Raw genomic sequence first — 17,763 nt, 5'->3', positions numbered from 1 at the left:
ACCGCCATCTTGCGACACACTATGGTTTCGGTGACGAAAGTGGGGCAGAATCCCCGCCTGGGCGCTGACGCCCGACATGGTGCGCGGAGGAGACAGCAGGATGCAGCGGCCGGACTGGGCGCCCGAGACCATCGATGTCGAGCGGCCCAGCGTCGCTCGGATGTACGACTACTACCTCGGCGGTTCGCACAACTTCGCGGTGGACCGGGCGGCGGCCCAGGCCATGGTGGCCGCGGTGCCGGAGGCCCCGCTGATGGCCCAGGCCAACCGCGCCTTCCTGCGTAGGGCCATGCAGTTCCTCACCGAGGCCGGCGTCCGGCAGTTCCTGGACATCGGTTCGGGCATCCCCACCGCCGGCAACGTGCACGAGATCGCCCAGCGGCACGCCCCCGACTCCCGGGTGGTCTATGTCGACGTCGACCCGGTGGCGGTGGCCCACAGCCGGGAGATCCTGGCCGGCAACGAGGGTGCGACCGTGATCCAGGAGGATCTGCGCCACCCCGAGCGCATCCTCGGCCACCCCGAGGTCCGCGCCCTGCTCGACTTCTCCCAGCCGGTCGCCGTGCTGGTCGTGGCGGTGCTGCACTTCGTCGGCGACCAGGACCGGCCGGCCGAGCTGCTGGCCACCCTGCGGGCGGCGCTGGCGCCGGGCAGCTACCTGGTGCTCTCCCAGGCCAGCGACGACGGCCGCAGCGAGGCCGAACGGGCCGAGGCGCAGAAGGTCTACCAGCGCACCGACAACCCCCTGTGGGTACGCAGCCGGGCCGAGCTGACGGCCTTCTTCGAGGGGTTCGACCTGGTGGAGCCCGGGGTGGTGTGGGTGCCGCAGTGGCGTCCGGAGACCCCGGACAGCGTCGAGGACGCCGAGCGGGCGGTCTTCCTCGGTGGGGTCGGGCGGCTCGGTGGCTGAGCCGGCGGACGACCTCGCCCGGGTGGGGGTGTTCGCTCGGGCCTGGGCCAAGGCGCTGACGGGCACCAGCTACTTTCCGCTGACCCACGCCCAACTGGAGACGCTGCTGCAGCGGCTCACCGATCAACTGGCCGAGGCGCTGCGAAGCGAACCGCTGGACCTGCGCGCCGGGCATCGAGTGGCCGCCGAACTGGTCACCGCGCACATCGCCTCCGCCGAGGCCCTGGGTCGTACCGTCGAGGTGATCCAGCTCCGGCTGGTCCGCGACCTGGACCTGGTCACCGACGACATCGCCGACCGGATGGCCCGGCTGATCGCGGCGATCGCCACCGGCTACGCCCGGGCGCTGCGCGACCGGACCCTGGACGAGCAGGAGGCGATCCGGCGGGCCGCGCAGACCGCCCGCGCCGAGGCGGAGCGGGCGCTGCGGGCCAGCGAGGCCCGCTTCCGGCACCAGGCCACCCATGACCCCCTCACCGACCTGCCCAACCGGACGCTGTTCGCCGACCGGCTGGCCGCGGTCTGCGCCGGGCATCCCGCCGGTGACCACCGGATCGGGCTGTGCTTCCTGGACATCGACCGGTTCAAGCGCATCAACGACTCCTACGGCCACCAGATCGGCGATCGGGCCCTGGTGGCGGCCGCGCAGCGGCTCAGCCGCGCCGTGGAACCCCACCTGGTGGCCCGCCTCGGCGGGGACGCCTTCATGATCCTGGTGGAACGCTCCACCGGCACCGGGGACGTGGTGGCCGTCGCCGAGTCCGCCCTGGCGGCGATGGCGGAGCCGGCGCTGGTCGGCGGGCATGACATCACGGTCACCGCCAGCGTCGGGGTGGTGGAGCGGCGGGTGGCCGGCACCACCCCGGACGACCTGCTGCGGGCGGCCGGCAGCACCCTCCAGTGGGCCAAGCACGCCGGTGGCGCGGGATGGGCCCTGTACGACGCCGAACGCGACGGCCGGGAACAGGCCCGGCAGGCGTTGAGCGCCGCCATCCCCGGCGGGTTGGAACGCGGCGAGTTCTACCTCGACTACCAGCCGCTGACCTCCTTGCAGGACGGTTCGATGCTCGGGGTCGAGGCGCTGGTGCGCTGGCGGCACCCGCAGTTGGGGGTGCTGCGTCCGGACCGCTTCATCGGGTTGGCCGAGGAGACCGGCCTGATCGTGCCGCTGGGCTCCTGGGTGCTCGCCGAGGCCTGCCGGGAGGCGGTCGGCTGGTCGGCCAGCACCGGGGAACCCCCGTACGTCAGCGTCAACCTGGCGGTGCGTCAGGTCCGCCAGGTTGACCTGGTGCAGGAGGTGTGCGGTCTGCTGCAACGCACCGGCCTGCCACCGGACCGGCTCCAGTTGGAGATCACCGAGAGCATGATGATGAGCAGCGCCGAGCAGCCGGTGCGGGCCCTGCGGGCCCTGGCCGACCTCGGGGTCCGAATCGCCATCGACGACTTCGGCACCGGTTACAGCAACCTGGCGTACCTGCGGGATCTGCCGGTGACCGAGTTGAAGGTGGCCGGGGAGTTCGTCCGGGGGCTGCGCGCACCGGAGGCCCCGGACGAACGGATCCTGGCCTCACTGGTCTCCCTGGCCCACGCCCTGGACCTGACGGTGACCGCGGAGGGGGTGGAGACCGTGGGGCAGGCCGAACGGCTGCGCGCGATCGGCTGCGACGCGGGTCAGGGCTGGCACTTCGGCCGCCCCGCCCCCGCCGAACACATCCTCGCCCGCCTCCGCTGAGGGGCCCCTGCGGTAGGGCCGGGGCCCGGTCGGCCTCAGCCGTGCAGCAGGGCGCTCAGGCGTTCGGCCTGGGTCTCCCAGCGCCACTCGCGTTCCACCCAGGCCCTACCGGCCGCGCCGAGGGTACGGGCCAGGTCCCGGTCGGCCAGCAGGGTGCCCACCCGGTCGGCGAGTTCGCTGAGATCCCGACCGTTGACGACATAGCCGGTCTCCCCCTGCCGCACCGCGTCCGGCGCGCCCCCGGAGTCACCGGCCACCACGGGCAGGCCGGTAGCCGACGCCTCCAGGTAGACGATGCCGAGCCCTTCCACGTCCAGCCCCCGGTTGCGGGTCCGGCAGGGCATGGCGTACACGTCACCGGCGGCGTAGTGGGCGGGCAGTTCGGCCGCCGGCACCGAGCCGGTGAAGACCACCTCCCGCTCCACCCCGACCTGGCGGGCCAGCCGGGTGAGGGTCGCCCGGTACGGGCCGCCACCGACCACCAGCAAGGCCGCGTCGGGCACCCGGCGGCGGATCAGCGGCATGGCCCGGATCAGCATGTCCTGACCCTTGCGGGGCACCAGCCGCGAGACACAGACCACCACCGGCCGGTCGGCCAGCCCCAGCCGGTGTCGTACCCCGGAGCCGTCGACCCCCGGGTGGTACAGCTCGGTGTCCACCCCGGGGGCCAGCCGCCGCAGCTCGGTCACCCCGTCCAGGGCCCGGGCCAGCCGGGTGCGGGTGTACTCCCCCAGGTAGGTGACCACGTCGGTGCCCCGGCCGATGCGCCGCAGGGCGGTCCGGGCCAGCGGCAGGGCCGCCCAACCCGCCTCGTGCCCGTGGGTCAGGGCGACCACCCGGCGTACCCCGGCCCGGCGGCGCAGCCCGGCGGCCAGCAGGCCCAGCGGAGCGGCCGCACCGAACCAGACCTTGTCGCAGTCGTACTCCCGGGCCAGCCGGGCCGCCCGGCGGGCCACCAGCGGAGTCGGCAGCAGCACCTTGGTGCGCTCCCGGATCACCTCGAAGGGCTGGTCGGCGTCGAACTTGTCGGCCCCCGGCCAACTCGACGCGTACACCACCACCGAGTCTGTCGGCTGGCGTACCGCCAGGTTGTGCACGAACGACTGGATGCCGCCGGGTCGGGGCGGGAAGTCGTTCGTGACCAGCAACGTGCGACCCATCAACCGGCCTTTCTGGCGTACGCGCGGGCGGCGGCGATCCGCTCCACGGTGGAGGGGTGGGAGGCCGAGTAGAGGTACTCCCAGCGGGGTGGATCCGGGTCGGAGAGGTTGATCGAGGACAGCCGTCGCTGCATCGACTCGTAGGCGGCCGGGTCACCGGTGAGAGCCAGGGCGTGCGCGTCGGCGCGGGCCTCGATCCGCCGCGACATCAGGGCCTGCACCGGGGTGAAGACCAGCCCGGCGACCGTGACCAGGGCCAGCAGCAACCCGAAGGCGCGGGGTTCGGCGATCGAGTCGACCCCGGCCAGGCGCAGCAGGGGCGGCCAGGAACCGATCAGGTAGAGCGCCACCACGGCGGCTGCGGCACCTAGGGCGCCGGTGAGGGTGCCGATGGGCACGTCCTGGTCCTTGGCGTGCCCGAGTTCGTGGGCCACCACGGCGGTCACCTCGGCATCGGTGCCCTCCCGCAGCAGGGTGTCGTAGACCACGACCCGGCGGGTCGGGCCGTACCCGGACACGTAGGCGTTCACCGCCCGGGTACGCCGGGAGGCGTCCGCCACCAGCACGTCGCGCACCGGCACCCCGTCGCGGGCGGCCAGGTCCATCAGCTGGGTACGCAGCGGGCCCGGCTCCATCGGGCTGAACCGGTTGAACACCGGCTCCACCAGCACCGGCAGGACGAAGGAGAGCAGCGCCACCAGGGTCGCCGCCCCGGCCGCCCCGAAGGCCCACCACCAGCGGGGGGCCAGTCGCACGATGGTGTAGAAGCCGAGCAGGGCCACCGCGCCGATGACGGCACTGACCGCGTACGACTTGAGCAGGTCGACGGCCCAGCCACCCCAGCCGTTGGTGGCCAGTCCGTACCGGCTGAGCACACTGTGCCGCCAGGCGGACAACGGCAGGGTCACCAGGTCGGCCACGAGCACCACGGCCAGCCCGCCGAGGATCGCCTGGGCGGTCCAGTGGTCGCCGAAGGGGCGCCCGGCCAACTCGATCAGGCGGCTGCCCAGCGGGGTCAGCCCCAGCAGGAGGGCCACCAGCAGCCCCAGGCCCAGCGCCGTCCAACTGCCGGGGCGCAGGGCGGAGCGGAACTGCCGGGCCCGTTCCACCTGGTCGGCGGGGAGTTCCCGGAGGGCGGCCAACTGGTCGGCGCGGGGGGCCGGTGGGCGGTTCCACGGGATCAGCACCAGGGCCGCCACCAGCAGGGCCAGGCCGAGACCGGCGAGGGTGAGCACCGCCCAGCCGCGCGGGCTCACCGGGGCACCCCGCCCGGTCGGGGCGTTCCGGCGCAGCGACCGGTTTGAGACCGGCCGTCCGTTGTGCGCCTCATTCCGTCGCTCCTGTCGCCGTGGGACGCCAATCCTATTGCCCGCCCCGCTCCCTCCCCACGTGAGTGGTTCACAGGGTTCGATCAGGACCGGGACAGGCGACGCAGCAGCGAGTCCGCGCCCAGGGGGTAGGCGCCGTGTCGGCGTACCCCGTCGGCTACCTCGCGGTCGGAGGAGACCACCACCACCGCGCGACCCGGCGGCTCGGCCCGGACCAGCCGGCGGATCAGCTCGTCGGCGGTCTCCCCCTTGCGGGAGAAGAGCACCCGCACCCCCCGTGGGGTGGGGGGCAGCCCGTGCATCCGCTCGGCGCCGTCGAAGACGACCGTGACCTCGTCACCGGTCTGGGCGGCGATCCCACCCAGGCCGGTGATCAGCCGCTTGCGCTGCTGTTCCAGGGACATCTCCCCGAAGCCCCGTTTGGTGACGTTGTAGCCGTCGACCACCAGGTGGGCGCGGGGCAGGGCGAGCAGCTGATCCAGCCGGGCCGGGTCGTCCGTGTCCCGGGCCCGGGTGGCGGCCCCGGTGGGGGTGGCCGTCGAGGAGTCCGCGAAGGAGTCCGCGACGAAGTCGGCCGGCAGCTTCTCCACCGGGTCCAGCGCCAACTCCCGGCGCAGCCCTACGGCGGCCTGAGAGATGGTCTCCAGCAGCAACCACAGGCGGGCGTCGTCGACCGACCGGGCCTCCTTGGCGCTGGCCCGGGCCACCCCGGCCGCCGCCTCGGCCTCGGCCAGCCGGGCCCGGGCCCGGCGCAACTCGGCGTCCGCGTCCGTGGCGGCCCGGGCGGCCCGGCCCCGCTCCGTGGCCAGCAGTTCGTTCGCCTTGCGTTCGCGGGCCTGACTCTCCCGCAGCGTACGGGCCAACTGGCGGGACTCCTCGCGCAGTTGGCCCAGTTCCTCGCGGACCCGGGCCAGTTCGTCGCGCAGCTTGTCGGCCTCGACCCGGGCCACCGCGCGGTCGTGTTCGGCCCGGGTCGCCCGCTGCTCGGCCTGGCGGACCAGTTCGGCCACCACGGCGGTGTCCGCCTCGGCGCGTACGGCCGCACCGCTGGCGTCGATCAACTGCCGCCATCCGCGGGGCCGGGCCAGGTAGGCCAGGGCGGCCACCTCCACGGGGTCGGCGGCGGCGGGGGCGGTCCCCTCGATGACGGCGGCGCCCAGGTCACCGGCGTCGGCCAGCACCCGGGCGGTGACCCGCTGCCGCAGCAGGGGGTCGGCGGCGAGTTGGGCGGCGATCACGGAGGCGCCCAGGCGGGCCCGCCGGTTGGGGGCGAACTTCGCCACCCGACGCAGCGGCACCGGCACCTCGTCGGCCGGCATGCCCGGCAGCACGGCCGCGGTGAGGGAGACGATCCGCTGCCGCACCGGCTCCGGCAGGATCGGCTCCGGCTCCAGGGTCTGTTCCGCCTCCCCGTCAGCGCCTGCCTCGGCTGGCTCCGCGCCGGGGGTGTCGGCGGGGTCGCCATCGGTGGTGGTCTCCGTGTGCGGCGGCTGCGCCGGGTCGACGACGGCGGGGCTCTCAGCGCCGTCACCGGCAGCCGGCATCGAGACGACCTGCTCCTCCCGAGGGAGGTTGTCGTCGTGCGGCTCGGTGAGGGGCATGTGGCAAGTCTCCCACCGCGACCGGGCCCACCGCCCGGTGAGTGAGCCGATCTCTCATCCTAGACCGGTGGTGGCGAATGAGACCGGTGGGGCGCGAGTGTCGGACCGGCCGGTTACCGTGCCGCCGATGGCAGCACAGGAGTTTCTCCAGCCGACGCTCGCCGGGCTCGACCCGGCCACCGAGGGCGTCGACCCGGCCCTGCCGCTGTACGCGACGACCTTCGTGGTGGTCGACCTGGAGACCACCGGCGGGACACCGGACGGCGGAGGCATCACCGAGATCGGCGCGGTGAAGGTACGCGGCGGCGAGGAGCTGGGGGTGCTGGCCACCCTGGTCAACCCCGGGGTGCCGATTCCACCCTTCATCACCGTGCTGACCGGAATCACCGAGGCGATGGTGCTGCCCGCGCCCCCGATCGAGCAGGTGCTGCCGAGCTTCCTGGAGTTCATCTCCGATGCCGTGCTGGTGGCCCACAACGCCCCGTACGATGTCGGGTTCCTCAAGGCGGCCTGCGCCCGGCACGGCTACCGGTGGCCGAACCCCCGGGTGCTGGACACCGCCGCCCTGGCCCGGCGGGTGCTGCTGCGCGACGAGGTGACCAACCGCAAGCTCGGCACCCTGGCGGCCTACTTCCGGGCCGGCACCACCCCGACCCACCGGGCCCTGGACGACGCCCGGGCCACGGTCGACGTGCTGCACGGGCTGATCGGGCGGCTCGGCGGGCACCGGGTCGACACCATCGGCGAGGCCATCGAGTTCACCCGGGCGGTCACCCCCACCCAGCGCCGCAAACGTCACCTGGCCGACGGGCTGCCCCGCTCCCCCGGGGTCTACATCTTCCGGGCCGCCGACGACCGTCCGCTCTACGTCGGCACCTCACGGGACATCGCCACCCGGGTGCGCAGCTACTTCACCGCGGCGGAGAAGCGGGCCCGGATCTCGGAGATGCTGGCCGCTGCCGAACGGGTCGAGGCCCTGGAGTGCGCCCACTCGCTGGAGGCGGAGGTCCGTGAGCTGCGGCTGATCGGGGCACACGCGCCGCCGTACAACCGGCGGTCGAAGTTTCCGGAGCGGGTGGTCTGGCTGAAGCTGACCGACGGGCCGTACCCCCGACTGTCCGTGGTCCGGGAGATCTCCCCCCAGGACCGCGCCTACCTGGGGCCCTTCTCCTCCCGGCGGGCCGCGGAGCTGGCCGCCGCCGGCTTTCACGACGCGGTGCCGCTGCGCCAGTGCACCCACCGGTTGTCCCTGCGTACGGTCACCCCGGCCTGCGCCCTGGCGGAGCTGGGTCGTTGCCCGGCACCCTGCGAGCACCGGATCACCCCCCAGGAGTACGACTCCGTGGCGGTCACCCCGTTCGCCGAGGCCACCACCGGCGACGTCCAGCCGGTGGTGGAGGCCCTGCTGGCCCGGATCGAGACCCTGGCCGCCGGGCAGCGCTACGAGGAGGCGGCCGTGCTGCGGTCCCGGTTGGCGGCGGTGCTGCGGGCGACCGTACGCATGCAGCGGCTGGCCGCCCTGACCGGGATCGCCGAGCTGGCCGCCGCCCGACCGGCCGACGGCGGCGGCTGGGAGCTGGCGTTGGTCCGGCACGGTCGACTAGCCGGGGCGGGGGTCAGTCCACCCGGGATCCATCCTCGACCCACCCTGGCCGTCATCCGGGCGACCGCCGAGACGGTGTCGGCCGGGCACGGTCCGGTCCCCGCAGCCACCCCGGAGGAGTCGGAACGGATCCTGTCCTGGCTGGAGCGACCGGAGACCCGGCTGGTGGAGATGTCGGCCGGTTGGGCCTCCCCGGTGCGCGGCGCGGGTCGCTTCCGTGACCTGTTGACCAAGGCCGAAAGCGGAGCGTCCCATCAACTCTGGTCCGAACGCCCATGAGCAACTGTCCGATCGGACTACGTCGACTCACTTAGTCTGTTATGGGAGTGCAGTCCTGCCCGTTTCGAGGTACTGCTCCCGGTTGTCGATCCGCCGGCTTGCCGGAGCGGAAGTGAGGGGGTGTCCCACGTGGACGTCGACGCCGGACGCGGCGGCGCCCTGCGGGGCGCACTTCCCGCCCAGCCAGGTGAACTGCCGCTCGCCCGCCGCCTCCGGTCGCTGCTGACCTGGCCGACCAACGACACCGAACCGGTGGGCCACCTGGTCCGCACCCACCGCAGCATCCACGCGGGTGCCGACCCGGCGGTGCTGCGCCGGTCGTACACCATCGCGGAGAACATGCACCGCGGTCAGTTCCGCAAGAGCGGGGAGCCGTACATCACCCACCCCCTGGCGGTCGCGCAGATCTGCGCCGAGCTGGGCATGGACACCACCACCCTGGTGGCGGCGCTGCTGCACGACACCGTGGAGGACACCCGCTACACCTTGCAGGCCCTGGCCGAGGACTTCGGCCACGAGGTGGCCCACCTGGTCGACGGGGTGACCAAGTTCGACAAGGCGTTCTACGGCCAGGCCGCCGAGGCGGAGACCATCCGAAAGATGATCATCGCGGCCGGCAAGGACGTCCGGGTGCTGATCATCAAGTTGGCCGACCGGCTGCACAACATGCGCACCCTGGGCGTACGCTCGGCGGCCTCGCGGGAACGCATCGCCCGCAAGACCCTTGAGGTGCTGGTGCCCCTCTGCGACCGGCTGGGCATCCAGACCCTCAAACGGGAACTGGACGACGTGGTGCTGATGCACCTGGAGCCGGAGGAGCACGCCCGCATCGCCCGCCACGTGCACGACCGCCCCGGCTGGGACAACTACCTGGCCGACGTGGTGGCCAAGGCCAAGGTGGCGCTGCGGCGCAGCCGGGTCGACGCAAACGTGGCCCCCCGGCCCCGGCACCTCTACTCGATCTGGAAGGACACCGTGGCCGGCGGCCACGCCGTACCGTACGACCTGCCCCGCATCACCGTCGTGGTGGACGGTCCGGCCACCGACTGCTACGCGGCCCTCGGCGCCATCCACGGCCTCTGGCGGCCGGTACCCGGCCGGTTCAAGGACTTCATCGCCTCACCGAAGAACAACCTCTACCGCTCCCTGCACACCAGCGTCTGCGGCCCCCGGAACCGGACGGTGGAGGTGCTGATCCGCACCGAGGAGATGCACCGCTCAGCCGAGTACGGGGTGGCGGCCGACTTCCGTTTCCCCCGCCCCGGCGCGACCCCGACGGCCTGCGCGGAACAACTCGACTGGCTGCGCCGGGTACTGAACTGGGAGCAGGACGCGGCCGACCCGGCCCAGTTCCTGGAATCGCTGCGCAGCGACCTGGCCGAGGCCCAGATCCAGGTGGTCGCCGAGGGCCGGCAGATCGTCCTGCCGGCCGGGGCCACCCCGGTCGACCTGGCCTACGAACTGGGCACCGACCGGGGCGAGCGATGTCTGGCCGCCCGGGTCAACGGTCGGCTGGTGCCGCTCTCCTCCGCCCTGGAGGAGGGCGACGTGGTGGAGATCTTCACCGAGACCGACGAGGAATGCTCCCTGGACGCGGAGGTGGCCCCCCGGGGCCCGCGCCGCGAGTGGCTCGGCTTCGTCAAGTCGCCGCACGCCCAGATGCAGATCAACCGCTGGTTCGCCGAGCACAGCGAGCCGGGCATCTCGATCAGCGACAAGGTCCGGCTGGGCCGGGCCACCATCGGGCTGGCGCTGCGTCAGCACAACCGAGGGCTGGCCAGCGACCTGCCGCTGCTGCGACTGTCAGAGGAACTCGGCTACCCCGACCTGGAGACCCTGCTGGTCGCGGTCTTCGACCGGGTCCTCGAACCGGACGCCGTCGTACGCCAACTCATCGACCTTGTCGACCATCGACAGTGAGGTAGGCACGGACAGTGACGTGCCGGGCTCCCCGGGCGCGAAGGGGTCTCGGGGCCACTAGCCTGAAGCCATGATCCCCCGCTCGCGTCGCATCGGTCGCGCCGCCGTCTACCAGATCTTCTACCGGCTACCCCTGCCGGTGCGACGTCGGCTGGTGCGCCTGGCCGTGCCGAAGTACATCGTCGGGGCGGTCACCCTGGTGCATGACAGCGAGGCCGAGGGAGCGGGTCGGCTGCTGCTGCTGCGCCAGCCGCCGGGCCGGGGCTGGTCGCTGCCGGCCGGGCTGCTGCAACGCGGCGAGAACCCCGCGGTGGGCGCGGCCCGCGAACTGCACGAGGAGGCCGGGGTACGACTGCCGCCCACCCGGCTGACCCCGGCCACCCCCAACGCGGTCGTCCACGCCAAGGGTTGGGTGGACATGGTCTTCATCGCCGAGGTGCCGGCGTCGAGCACCACCCTGACGGTGGACGGGGCGGAGGTCTTCGAGGCCGCCTGGCACCCCCTGGACGACCTGCCCAAGCTGACCTGGCCCACCGCGCGACTGCTCGCCTACTACGACATCGGCCCCCTGGCCGGACAGTTCCCGCCACCCCTGCCGGACACCCTCCCGTGACCCACCCGCCGGTCTCCAGCCTGTCCGGTGGTGGCTCCGAGCCGGTCGCCCGGTACGACGGGGAGTTGTGCGCGATCGTGCTGGCCGCCGGAGAGGGCACCCGGTTGCGCCCGCTGACCGAACGGCTACCCAAGGCGCTCTGCCCGGTGGGCAACGTGTCGCTGCTGGATCGCGCGCTGGCCCGGCTCGCCGGGTTGGGCCTGACCGGGCCACAGCGGGTCGCCGTCAACGCCTGCTACCTGGGTGACCAGGTGGTCGACCGGGTCGGCACCCGAGCCCACCTCTCCGTGGAACAGGGGTCCCCCCTCGGCACCGCGGGCGGGGTGGGCAACCTGCGAGACTGGATCGCCGGTCGAGGGGTACTGGTCGGGAACGCGGACGCCTACCTGGCCGACCCGACCTCGTCACCCGGGCCGGACATCGCGGCACTGTTGCACGGCTGGGACGGCGACTCCGTACGCCTGCTGGGCCAGCCGGCCCTCGACCCGAAGGCACCGGGCACCTTCGACGGGCACCTGTTCACCGGCTTCTCGCTGCTGCCCTGGCGACTGGTCCGGCAGTTGCCGCCGACCTTCGGTGACCTGGTCCGGGCCCTCTGGCGGCCGGCCGAGGCCGCCGGCCGGTTGACCGTGGTCCCCTACCGGGGCACCTTCTACGACACCGGCACCCCGGCCGACTACCTGGCCGCTAACCTGCACGCCGCCGGGGACACCAGCCTGATCGATCCCACCGCGACCGTCACCGGCGACTGCCACCAGTCGGTGATCGGAGCCGGGGCCACCGTACGCGGAACGGTGACCCGCTGCGTGCTCTGGCCCGGCGCCACGGTCGACGCCGACGAGCGGCTGCACGAGGTGATCCGGGTGGACGACGACCTCACCGTCCCTGCGGCTGACCCGTCTCGCGGGCCCTAGCATGGGCCTGGAACACCGACGAACGGAGAACCTCCAGTGATCACCGCGATCGTGCTGATCGACTGCGCCACCGACGCGATTCCCGAGGTGGCCGAGGCCCTGGCGAATCTGCCCGGGGTGAGTGAGGTCTACTCGGTGGCCGGGCACGTGGATCTGATCGCCATGGTCCGGGTCCGCGAGTTCGACCAGATCGCCCAGGTGATCGCGGGCAGCATCTCCAAGGTGCCCGGGGTGCTCAACACCGAGTCCCACATCGCCTTCCGCGCCTACTCCCGCCACGACCTGGAAGAAGCCTTCGCCATCGGCCTAGCCGGCGCCGACTAACCCCGCACCCCTCCCCCTCCCACCCTCCCCGCCCCTCCCTCCTTGAATCCCGCGATCTTGCACTTTTGGTCGCCGAAATGCACCCTTCATCCGGCTTTGCACCGACAGAAAGTGCAAGATCGCCGCAGATGGGCGGGGGCGGTCGGGCGCAGAGAGGCGGTGGGGCGCACGGGCGAGCCGGCCCAGCCGGGGTGGGCTGGGCCGGCTTTGCGTACCGTCGGGCGTCAGCTCTGCTGCGGCACCGGGGTTTCGGTGATGGTGCCGCCCGGAGCCGGGGACTCCTCGGTGGAGGTCCCACTCGGAGCCGGCGTGGTGCCACCTGGAGTCGGCGTGGTGCCGCCCGGGCTGGGCGTGCCGCTGGCGCTGGCGCTGGCCTGCGGCACCGGGATGCCGAGTGCCTCAGCCAGTTGCACCAGGGCGTCGTAGTGCGCCTGCAGGACCGGCAGGGCGGTCTGCGCCAGCTGGACCACCTGGGCCTCGGTGCCCTGCGAGATCTCCGTCTGGGTGGCCTGGATGGCCTGCAGGTGACCGGCCAGACCCTGGGTCACCCAGAGCCGGTCGAACTCCTCACCACTGGCGTTGTTCAGCTGGTCCAGAGCCGTCCGCTGATCAGGAGTGGGCTCCTTCGGCAACTGGACGTTCAGCTGCCCGGCCAGGTCCTTCACCTGCTGGTCGAGGTCCTTGTGATCGGTGACGATCATCTGCGCGAGGTCCTTGACCTGCTGGTCCTGTGCCTTCTTCTGCGCCAGCTCACCGGCCTTCACCTCGTAGAGGTTGACCTGGTGGATCGCCTGCAGGTACTGGGTGTCCTGCTCCGACGGCTGTGCTGCCTGCGCTGCTGCGGCGGGCGCGACTCCCACCAGCACCAGTGCGGCCAGCAGGCCGAGGCGTTTGATACCCAACATGCTTCCTCCCCGTTGAGACGTTGGACCGCACGGATACCCGGCTGACCGGGGTTATTCCTGCGTCCCGGTGAGGGGCGGGAAGCTCCGCCGAGGCGGGAGAAGGCCGAATACGGGCGTGGCGCCCGCCGGAATCATCCGACGGGCGCCACGTACCACTATGCGGTTCTACTCAGCTGCGGCTGTCTCCGCTGCCGATCTCCTCCCGCTCGGCGCGGGACTCGACCGGGGGGTGTCCCGGGGAGACCGGCGCCTCAGCGGGCTTCTCGATCGGGTAGAAGAAGCCCCGGATGGCCGGGCCGAGGGCCCCCAGCCGGTTCATCTTCTTCGGCACGACCCAACCGACGTACGGCAGCTCGCCGTGCTCGCCGCCCGAGCTGAGCGGCTGGTGCACCTCGACGAACCGACCGTCCGGCAGCCGTCGGATGATGCCGGTCTCCACGCCGTGGGCCAGCACCTCCCGGTCGTGCTGCTGCAGACCCAGGCAGATGCGGTAGGTGAGGTAGTACGCCACCGGCGGCAGGATCAGCAGACCGATCCGGCCGGCCCAGGTCATCGCGTTCAGGCTGATCTGGAACTTGTCGGCGATGACGTCGTTCGCACCGGTCAGCGTCAGGATCACGTAGAAGGTGATGGCCATCATGCCCAGGGCGGTGCGGAACGGCACGTCCCGGGGACGCTGGAGCAGGTTGTGGCTGCGGTAGTCCTTCAGGTAACGCGCCTCCATGAACGGATAGAACAGGGAGAGCATCACCAGGATGCCGGGTAGCACCACGGTCGGCCAGAACAACGGCGGAATCACATAACCCTCGCCGATCGGGATGAAGATCTCCCAGTCCGGCATCAACCGTGTCGAGCCGTCGAGGAACATGACGTACCAGTCGGGCTGGCTGGCCGCGGAGACCACCCAGGCCTCGTACGGGCCGAACAGCCAGACCGGGTTGATCTGGAACAGACCGCCCATCAGCGCGATCACGCCGAAGACGACCATGAAGAAGCCGCCCTGCTTGATCGCGTACCGGGGGAACATCCGCTCGCCGACGACGTTGCCGTTGGTCCGGCCCGGGCCCGGCCACTGGGTGTGCTTCTGCTTGAAGACCAGCCCCAGGTGGGCGCTGATCAGCGCGACCAGCAGACCCGGTACGAGCAGCACGTGGGCGATGAAGAACCGGCTGATGATGATCGTGCCGGGGAACTCCCCGCTGAACACCGAGGAGGTCACCCAGGAGCCGATCACCGGGATGGACAGCATGATCGCCGAGGCGATCCGCAGACCGGTGCCGGACAGGCCGTCGTCCGGCAGCGAGTAGCCGGTGAAGCCGGCCAGGAAGCCGACCCAGAACAGCAGCGAACCGATGATCCAGTTGGTCTCCCGCGGCTTGCGGAACGCGCCGGTGAAGAAGACCCGCAGCATGTGCACCACGATCGCGGCCATGAACAGCAGCGCGGACCAGTGGTGCATCTGCCGCATGATCAGGCCACCCCGGACGTCGAACGAGATGTCCAGGGTCGAGGCGTACGCGGCCGACATCGGGGTGCCCCGCAGCGGGGCGTAGCTGCCGTTGTAGATGACCTCGGTCATCGCCGGCTCGAAGAAGAAGGTCAGGAAGACACCGGTCAGCAGCAGGACGATGAACGAGAAGAGCGCGATCTCGCCGAGCAGGAAGGACCAGTGGTCCGGGAAGACCTTGTTCAGCAGCCGGCGCAGCGGGGTAGCCACCTGGAAGCGCTCGTCGACCGCCCGGCCGGTCTTGCCGGGCAACGCTGCCATGTCAAACTTGCGCCGCTTCACGGCCGCTCCCAGAAGTCGGGCCCGACAGCTTCGGTGTAGTCGGACTTCGCCACGAAGTAGCCCTCAGCGTCCACCTCGATGGGCAGCTGAGGCAGTCGCCGGCTGGCCGGGCCGAAGATGGGCTTGGCGTTGTCGGTGATCAGGAACTGCGACTGGTGGCACGGGCAGAGCAGCCGGTTGGTCTGCTCCTCGTACAGGCTCGCCGGGCAGCCGGCGTGCGTGCAGATCTTCGAGTAGGCGGCGTAGTTGCCCCACATGTAGCCGCCGTGCCCCACCCGCTCGTTGTTGCGGCGCGACATCTCCGCGTCGGCCTCGCGCAGGTGGATCAGCAGGGTGGGCGAGTCGGCGTGCAGGTTGCTCACCCCGTGCTCGATCCCGGGAAAGACCGTGATCTGGCCACCGGCGCTGATGTCCGCCGGCCGGATCGGGCGGCCGTCCTCGCGTACCAGTCGGATCTTCTGACCGTCCTGCGGGCTGAACCCGGTGGTCATCATCTGGTTGTTCTTGTGCGGGTTGGAGATCAATCCACCCACCAGCGGCGCTGCGGCGACCGCACCGACCGGCGCCAGGCCGGCCAGCAGCGACACACCGAGCAGCGGACGACGCTTGACGCCCAGCTCGTCGGCCATGTAGGCCATGGTCTGCCCGGTGATCCGCTGGTCGTCGCTGGAGACCGCGCCCTCGTGCCGATCCTGGATCGACACCTCCTTGGGCAGCAGCTTCTTGCCCCAGGTGAGAATGCCGAAGCCCAGTCCGAGCAGGGCCACACCGAGGGTCAGACCGAGCAGCGGGGTGTAGAGCTTGTCGCCCCCGCGACCCATCTCGTACTCCCACGGCCACCAGATGTAGACCACCAGGAAGGCCGTCGCGGCCAGGCCGGTGAGCAGGAACATCGCGGCTACCGTACGGACCAGCCGGCGCTCGGCCTTGCTGCCCGGCAGCACCTGCTGCTCGTAGTGGACGATCTCGATGTCGTCGCGGCGGGCGCCCTCACGGACGATGTCGAACTGACTCAGCCGAGGGTCGTGCACGTCGACCTGCTCGTGGCCCGGGTGGGCCGTGTGGGTGCTCATGCCGCCACCTCGCTCCGCTCGGCACCGGCCCGTGGCGGCACCACAGCACTGACTCGGGAGATCAGCTCGATCACGACTTGCCTGCGATCCACAAGCTGGCGAAGACCAGCGCGACCATGCCGACCAGGAAGATCGCCACACCCTCGGTGGAGGGGCCGTAGCGGCCCAGGTTGAACAGACCGCCCGGGTCGGCGTCGTTGTTCAACGACTTCTGGATGTAGGCGATGATGTCCGCCTTCTGCTCCGGGGTGATCTGGTTGTCGCCGAACACCGGCATGTTCTGCGGTCCGCTCAGCATCGCGGCGTAGATCTGCCGATCGGTGGCCGGCGAGAGGCTCGGCGCGTACTTGCCGGAGGAGAGGGCACCGCCGCCGCCGCTGAAGGCGTGGCACTGCGCGCAGTTGATCCGGTACAGCTCGCCACCGAGGGCGACATTGCCGTCGGCGTGCAGGTTGTCACCGGCCGGCATGGTCGGACCGCCACCCAGCTGCTGCACGTACGCGGCCAGCTGGTCGATCTCGTCGGGGTTGAACACCTCGGGCTTGCGCTGCGCCTGGGCTTCCTGCCGAGCCATCGGCATCCGGCCCGTGCTGACCTGGAACTCGACCGAGGCCGCGCCGACGCCGATGAGGCTCGGCCCGCGCCCCTCGACCCCCTGCGCGTTGCGACCGTGACAGGTCACACAACTCACGTCGAACAGCGCCTTGCCGTCGGCGGCGGCACCGCTCAAGGGCGGGTTGTCCTGCGCCGACGCGCTCGGAGCGAGAAGCGTGTACGCGCCGCCGGCGAGCATCAACGCGGCCACCAGCCGGACCGCGGCGCCCAGCCGACGGCGGCCCCTGCTGCGCGCCACGGGCCGCCCGCGCAGCCGCGCGAGCAGACCGCGTCGGCGGTCGTTGTCAGAAGTCATGAGCTGTGTCCTTAACCGGTTTGGACCTTGTCTCAGGGGGTGGAGCGACGGCGCGCGGGCGCCAAGATCACTGGAGCCAGTAGATCATGGCGTAGAGCCCGATCCACACGACGTCGACGAAGTGCCAGTAGTACGACACGACGATCGCCGAGGTGGCCTGCGCCGGGGTGAACCGGCCCATCGTGGTACGGATCATGAAGATCACGAAGGCGATCAGTCCACCGATCACGTGCAGGCCGTGGAAGCCGGTGGTCAGGTAGAACATCGAGCCGTAGCCGTCTTCGTTGATCTTGATGCCGTGGTGCACCAGCTCGCGGTACTCGTTCGCCTGGCCCATCACGAAGATCAGGCCCATCACGAAGGTGATCGTGAACCAGCGCCGCAGCGCGTGCACGTCACCCCGCTCCGCCGCGAACACACCGATCTGGCAGGTGATCGAGGAGAGCACCAGGATCGCCGTGAAGGTCGTCGCGTACGGGACGTTGAGTACCGCAGTGTGCTTCTCCCACTGCTCCGGCGCCGCCGCGCGGATGGAGAAGTACATCGCGAACAACGCCGCGAAGAACATGAGTTCACTGGAGAGCCAGACGATCGTCCCGACGCTGACCATGTTGGGACGCGTCAGAGAGTGGATCCGGCTCTTGTCAATGGCTGGGGCCGCAGTCACGCGGTCATTATTGCCCTTGACCACGGCAGGCGATC

General features: G+C 71.4%; 15 protein-coding genes. 7 read left to right on the top strand and 8 right to left on the bottom strand.

The window, feature by feature from the left end:
• The first annotated feature begins 100 nt into the window (after nucleotides 1-100).
• Complete coding sequence (locus OIE53_RS01695) at nucleotides 101-910, top strand: SAM-dependent methyltransferase (protein WP_327024779.1); 810 nt, start codon at nucleotides 101-103, stop codon at nucleotides 908-910.
• Entirely contained in the window at nucleotides 885-2,642 is a 1,758-nt protein-coding gene (locus OIE53_RS01690; protein WP_442791367.1) for a putative bifunctional diguanylate cyclase/phosphodiesterase, read from the top strand. The genes OIE53_RS01695 and OIE53_RS01690 overlap by 26 nt, the downstream gene beginning before the upstream one ends.
• 35 nt (nucleotides 2,643-2,677) lie before the next feature.
• Here the strand turns inward: OIE53_RS01690 and OIE53_RS01685 are convergent, their stop codons facing one another.
• The 3 genes from OIE53_RS01685 to OIE53_RS01675 form a co-directional block, all read right to left on the bottom strand.
• Nucleotides 2,678-3,802: a glycosyltransferase family 4 protein gene (locus tag OIE53_RS01685; protein ID WP_327024777.1), complete on the bottom strand. Its 1,125-nt coding sequence runs from the start codon at nucleotides 3,800-3,802 to the stop codon at nucleotides 2,678-2,680.
• Nucleotides 3,802-5,058, bottom strand: a complete 1,257-nt coding sequence (locus OIE53_RS01680; RefSeq protein ID WP_327024776.1) for a M48 family metallopeptidase — start codon at nucleotides 5,056-5,058, stop codon at nucleotides 3,802-3,804. Before OIE53_RS01680 ends, OIE53_RS01685 begins: the two co-directional genes overlap by 1 nt.
• Before the next feature lie 155 nt (nucleotides 5,059-5,213).
• Entirely contained in the window at nucleotides 5,214-6,731 is a 1,518-nt protein-coding gene (locus OIE53_RS01675; RefSeq protein ID WP_327024775.1) for an NYN domain-containing protein, read from the bottom strand.
• Nucleotides 6,732-6,858: 127 nt separating this feature from the next.
• On the opposite strand from OIE53_RS01675, the gene OIE53_RS01670 reads away from it, so the two are divergent.
• The 5 genes from OIE53_RS01670 (at nucleotide 6,859) to OIE53_RS01650 (ending at nucleotide 12,384) form a co-directional block, all read left to right on the top strand.
• On the top strand, nucleotides 6,859-8,613 hold the full coding sequence (locus OIE53_RS01670) for a DEDD exonuclease domain-containing protein (RefSeq protein WP_327024774.1): 1,755 nt from the start codon (nucleotides 6,859-6,861) through the stop codon (nucleotides 8,611-8,613).
• Between the two features lie 129 nt (nucleotides 8,614-8,742).
• Nucleotides 8,743-10,533 (top strand): RelA/SpoT family protein, encoded by a 1,791-nt coding sequence (locus OIE53_RS01665; RefSeq protein ID WP_327027028.1) that lies wholly within the window; start codon nucleotides 8,743-8,745, stop codon nucleotides 10,531-10,533.
• A gap of 70 nt (nucleotides 10,534-10,603) precedes the next feature.
• Nucleotides 10,604-11,146, top strand: a complete 543-nt coding sequence (locus OIE53_RS01660; protein ID WP_327024773.1) for an NUDIX hydrolase — start codon at nucleotides 10,604-10,606, stop codon at nucleotides 11,144-11,146.
• 20 nt (nucleotides 11,147-11,166) lie between these two features.
• Nucleotides 11,167-12,060: a nucleotidyltransferase family protein gene (locus OIE53_RS01655; protein ID WP_327027027.1), complete on the top strand. Its 894-nt coding sequence runs from the start codon at nucleotides 11,167-11,169 to the stop codon at nucleotides 12,058-12,060.
• Between the two features lie 36 nt (nucleotides 12,061-12,096).
• The gene (locus tag OIE53_RS01650) at nucleotides 12,097-12,384 is read left to right on the top strand and encodes an Lrp/AsnC family transcriptional regulator (RefSeq protein WP_327024772.1); all 288 of its coding nucleotides are present in this window, start codon (nucleotides 12,097-12,099) and stop codon (nucleotides 12,382-12,384) included.
• Between the two features lie 224 nt (nucleotides 12,385-12,608).
• On the opposite strand, the gene OIE53_RS01645 is transcribed toward OIE53_RS01650, so the two are convergent.
• The 5 genes from OIE53_RS01645 to ctaE all read right to left on the bottom strand — a co-directional run bounded on the left by OIE53_RS01645 (nucleotide 12,609) and on the right by ctaE (nucleotide 17,728).
• Nucleotides 12,609-13,289 carry a DUF4142 domain-containing protein gene (locus OIE53_RS01645; protein ID WP_327024771.1) on the bottom strand — a complete coding sequence of 227 codons (681 nt, stop codon included), beginning with the start codon at nucleotides 13,287-13,289 and terminating at the stop codon, nucleotides 12,609-12,611.
• 169 nt (nucleotides 13,290-13,458) lie between these two features.
• Complete coding sequence (qcrB, locus tag OIE53_RS01640) at nucleotides 13,459-15,078, bottom strand: cytochrome bc1 complex cytochrome b subunit (protein WP_327024770.1); 1,620 nt, start codon at nucleotides 15,076-15,078, stop codon at nucleotides 13,459-13,461.
• Nucleotides 15,075-16,151: a cytochrome bc1 complex Rieske iron-sulfur subunit gene (gene qcrA / locus OIE53_RS01635; RefSeq protein ID WP_327024769.1), complete on the bottom strand. Its 1,077-nt coding sequence runs from the start codon at nucleotides 16,149-16,151 to the stop codon at nucleotides 15,075-15,077. Before qcrA ends, qcrB begins: the two co-directional genes overlap by 4 nt.
• 70 nt (nucleotides 16,152-16,221) lie before the next feature.
• A complete protein-coding gene (gene qcrC, locus OIE53_RS01630; RefSeq protein ID WP_327024768.1) occupies nucleotides 16,222-17,061 on the bottom strand; it encodes a cytochrome bc1 complex diheme cytochrome c subunit in 840 nt (279 codons plus the stop codon).
• A 67-nt stretch (nucleotides 17,062-17,128) separates the two neighbouring features.
• On the bottom strand, nucleotides 17,129-17,728 hold the full coding sequence (ctaE, locus tag OIE53_RS01625; RefSeq protein ID WP_327024767.1) for an aa3-type cytochrome oxidase subunit III: 600 nt from the start codon (nucleotides 17,726-17,728) through the stop codon (nucleotides 17,129-17,131).
• Nucleotides 17,729-17,763: the final 35 nt, after the last annotated feature.

It is taken from the genome of Micromonospora sp. NBC_01739 (assembly GCF_035920385.1).
GTDB lineage: Bacteria > Actinomycetota > Actinomycetes > Mycobacteriales > Micromonosporaceae > Micromonospora.
The sequence above is the reverse complement of the archived record's forward strand: the minus strand, read 5'-3'. Positions and strand labels throughout refer to the sequence as shown.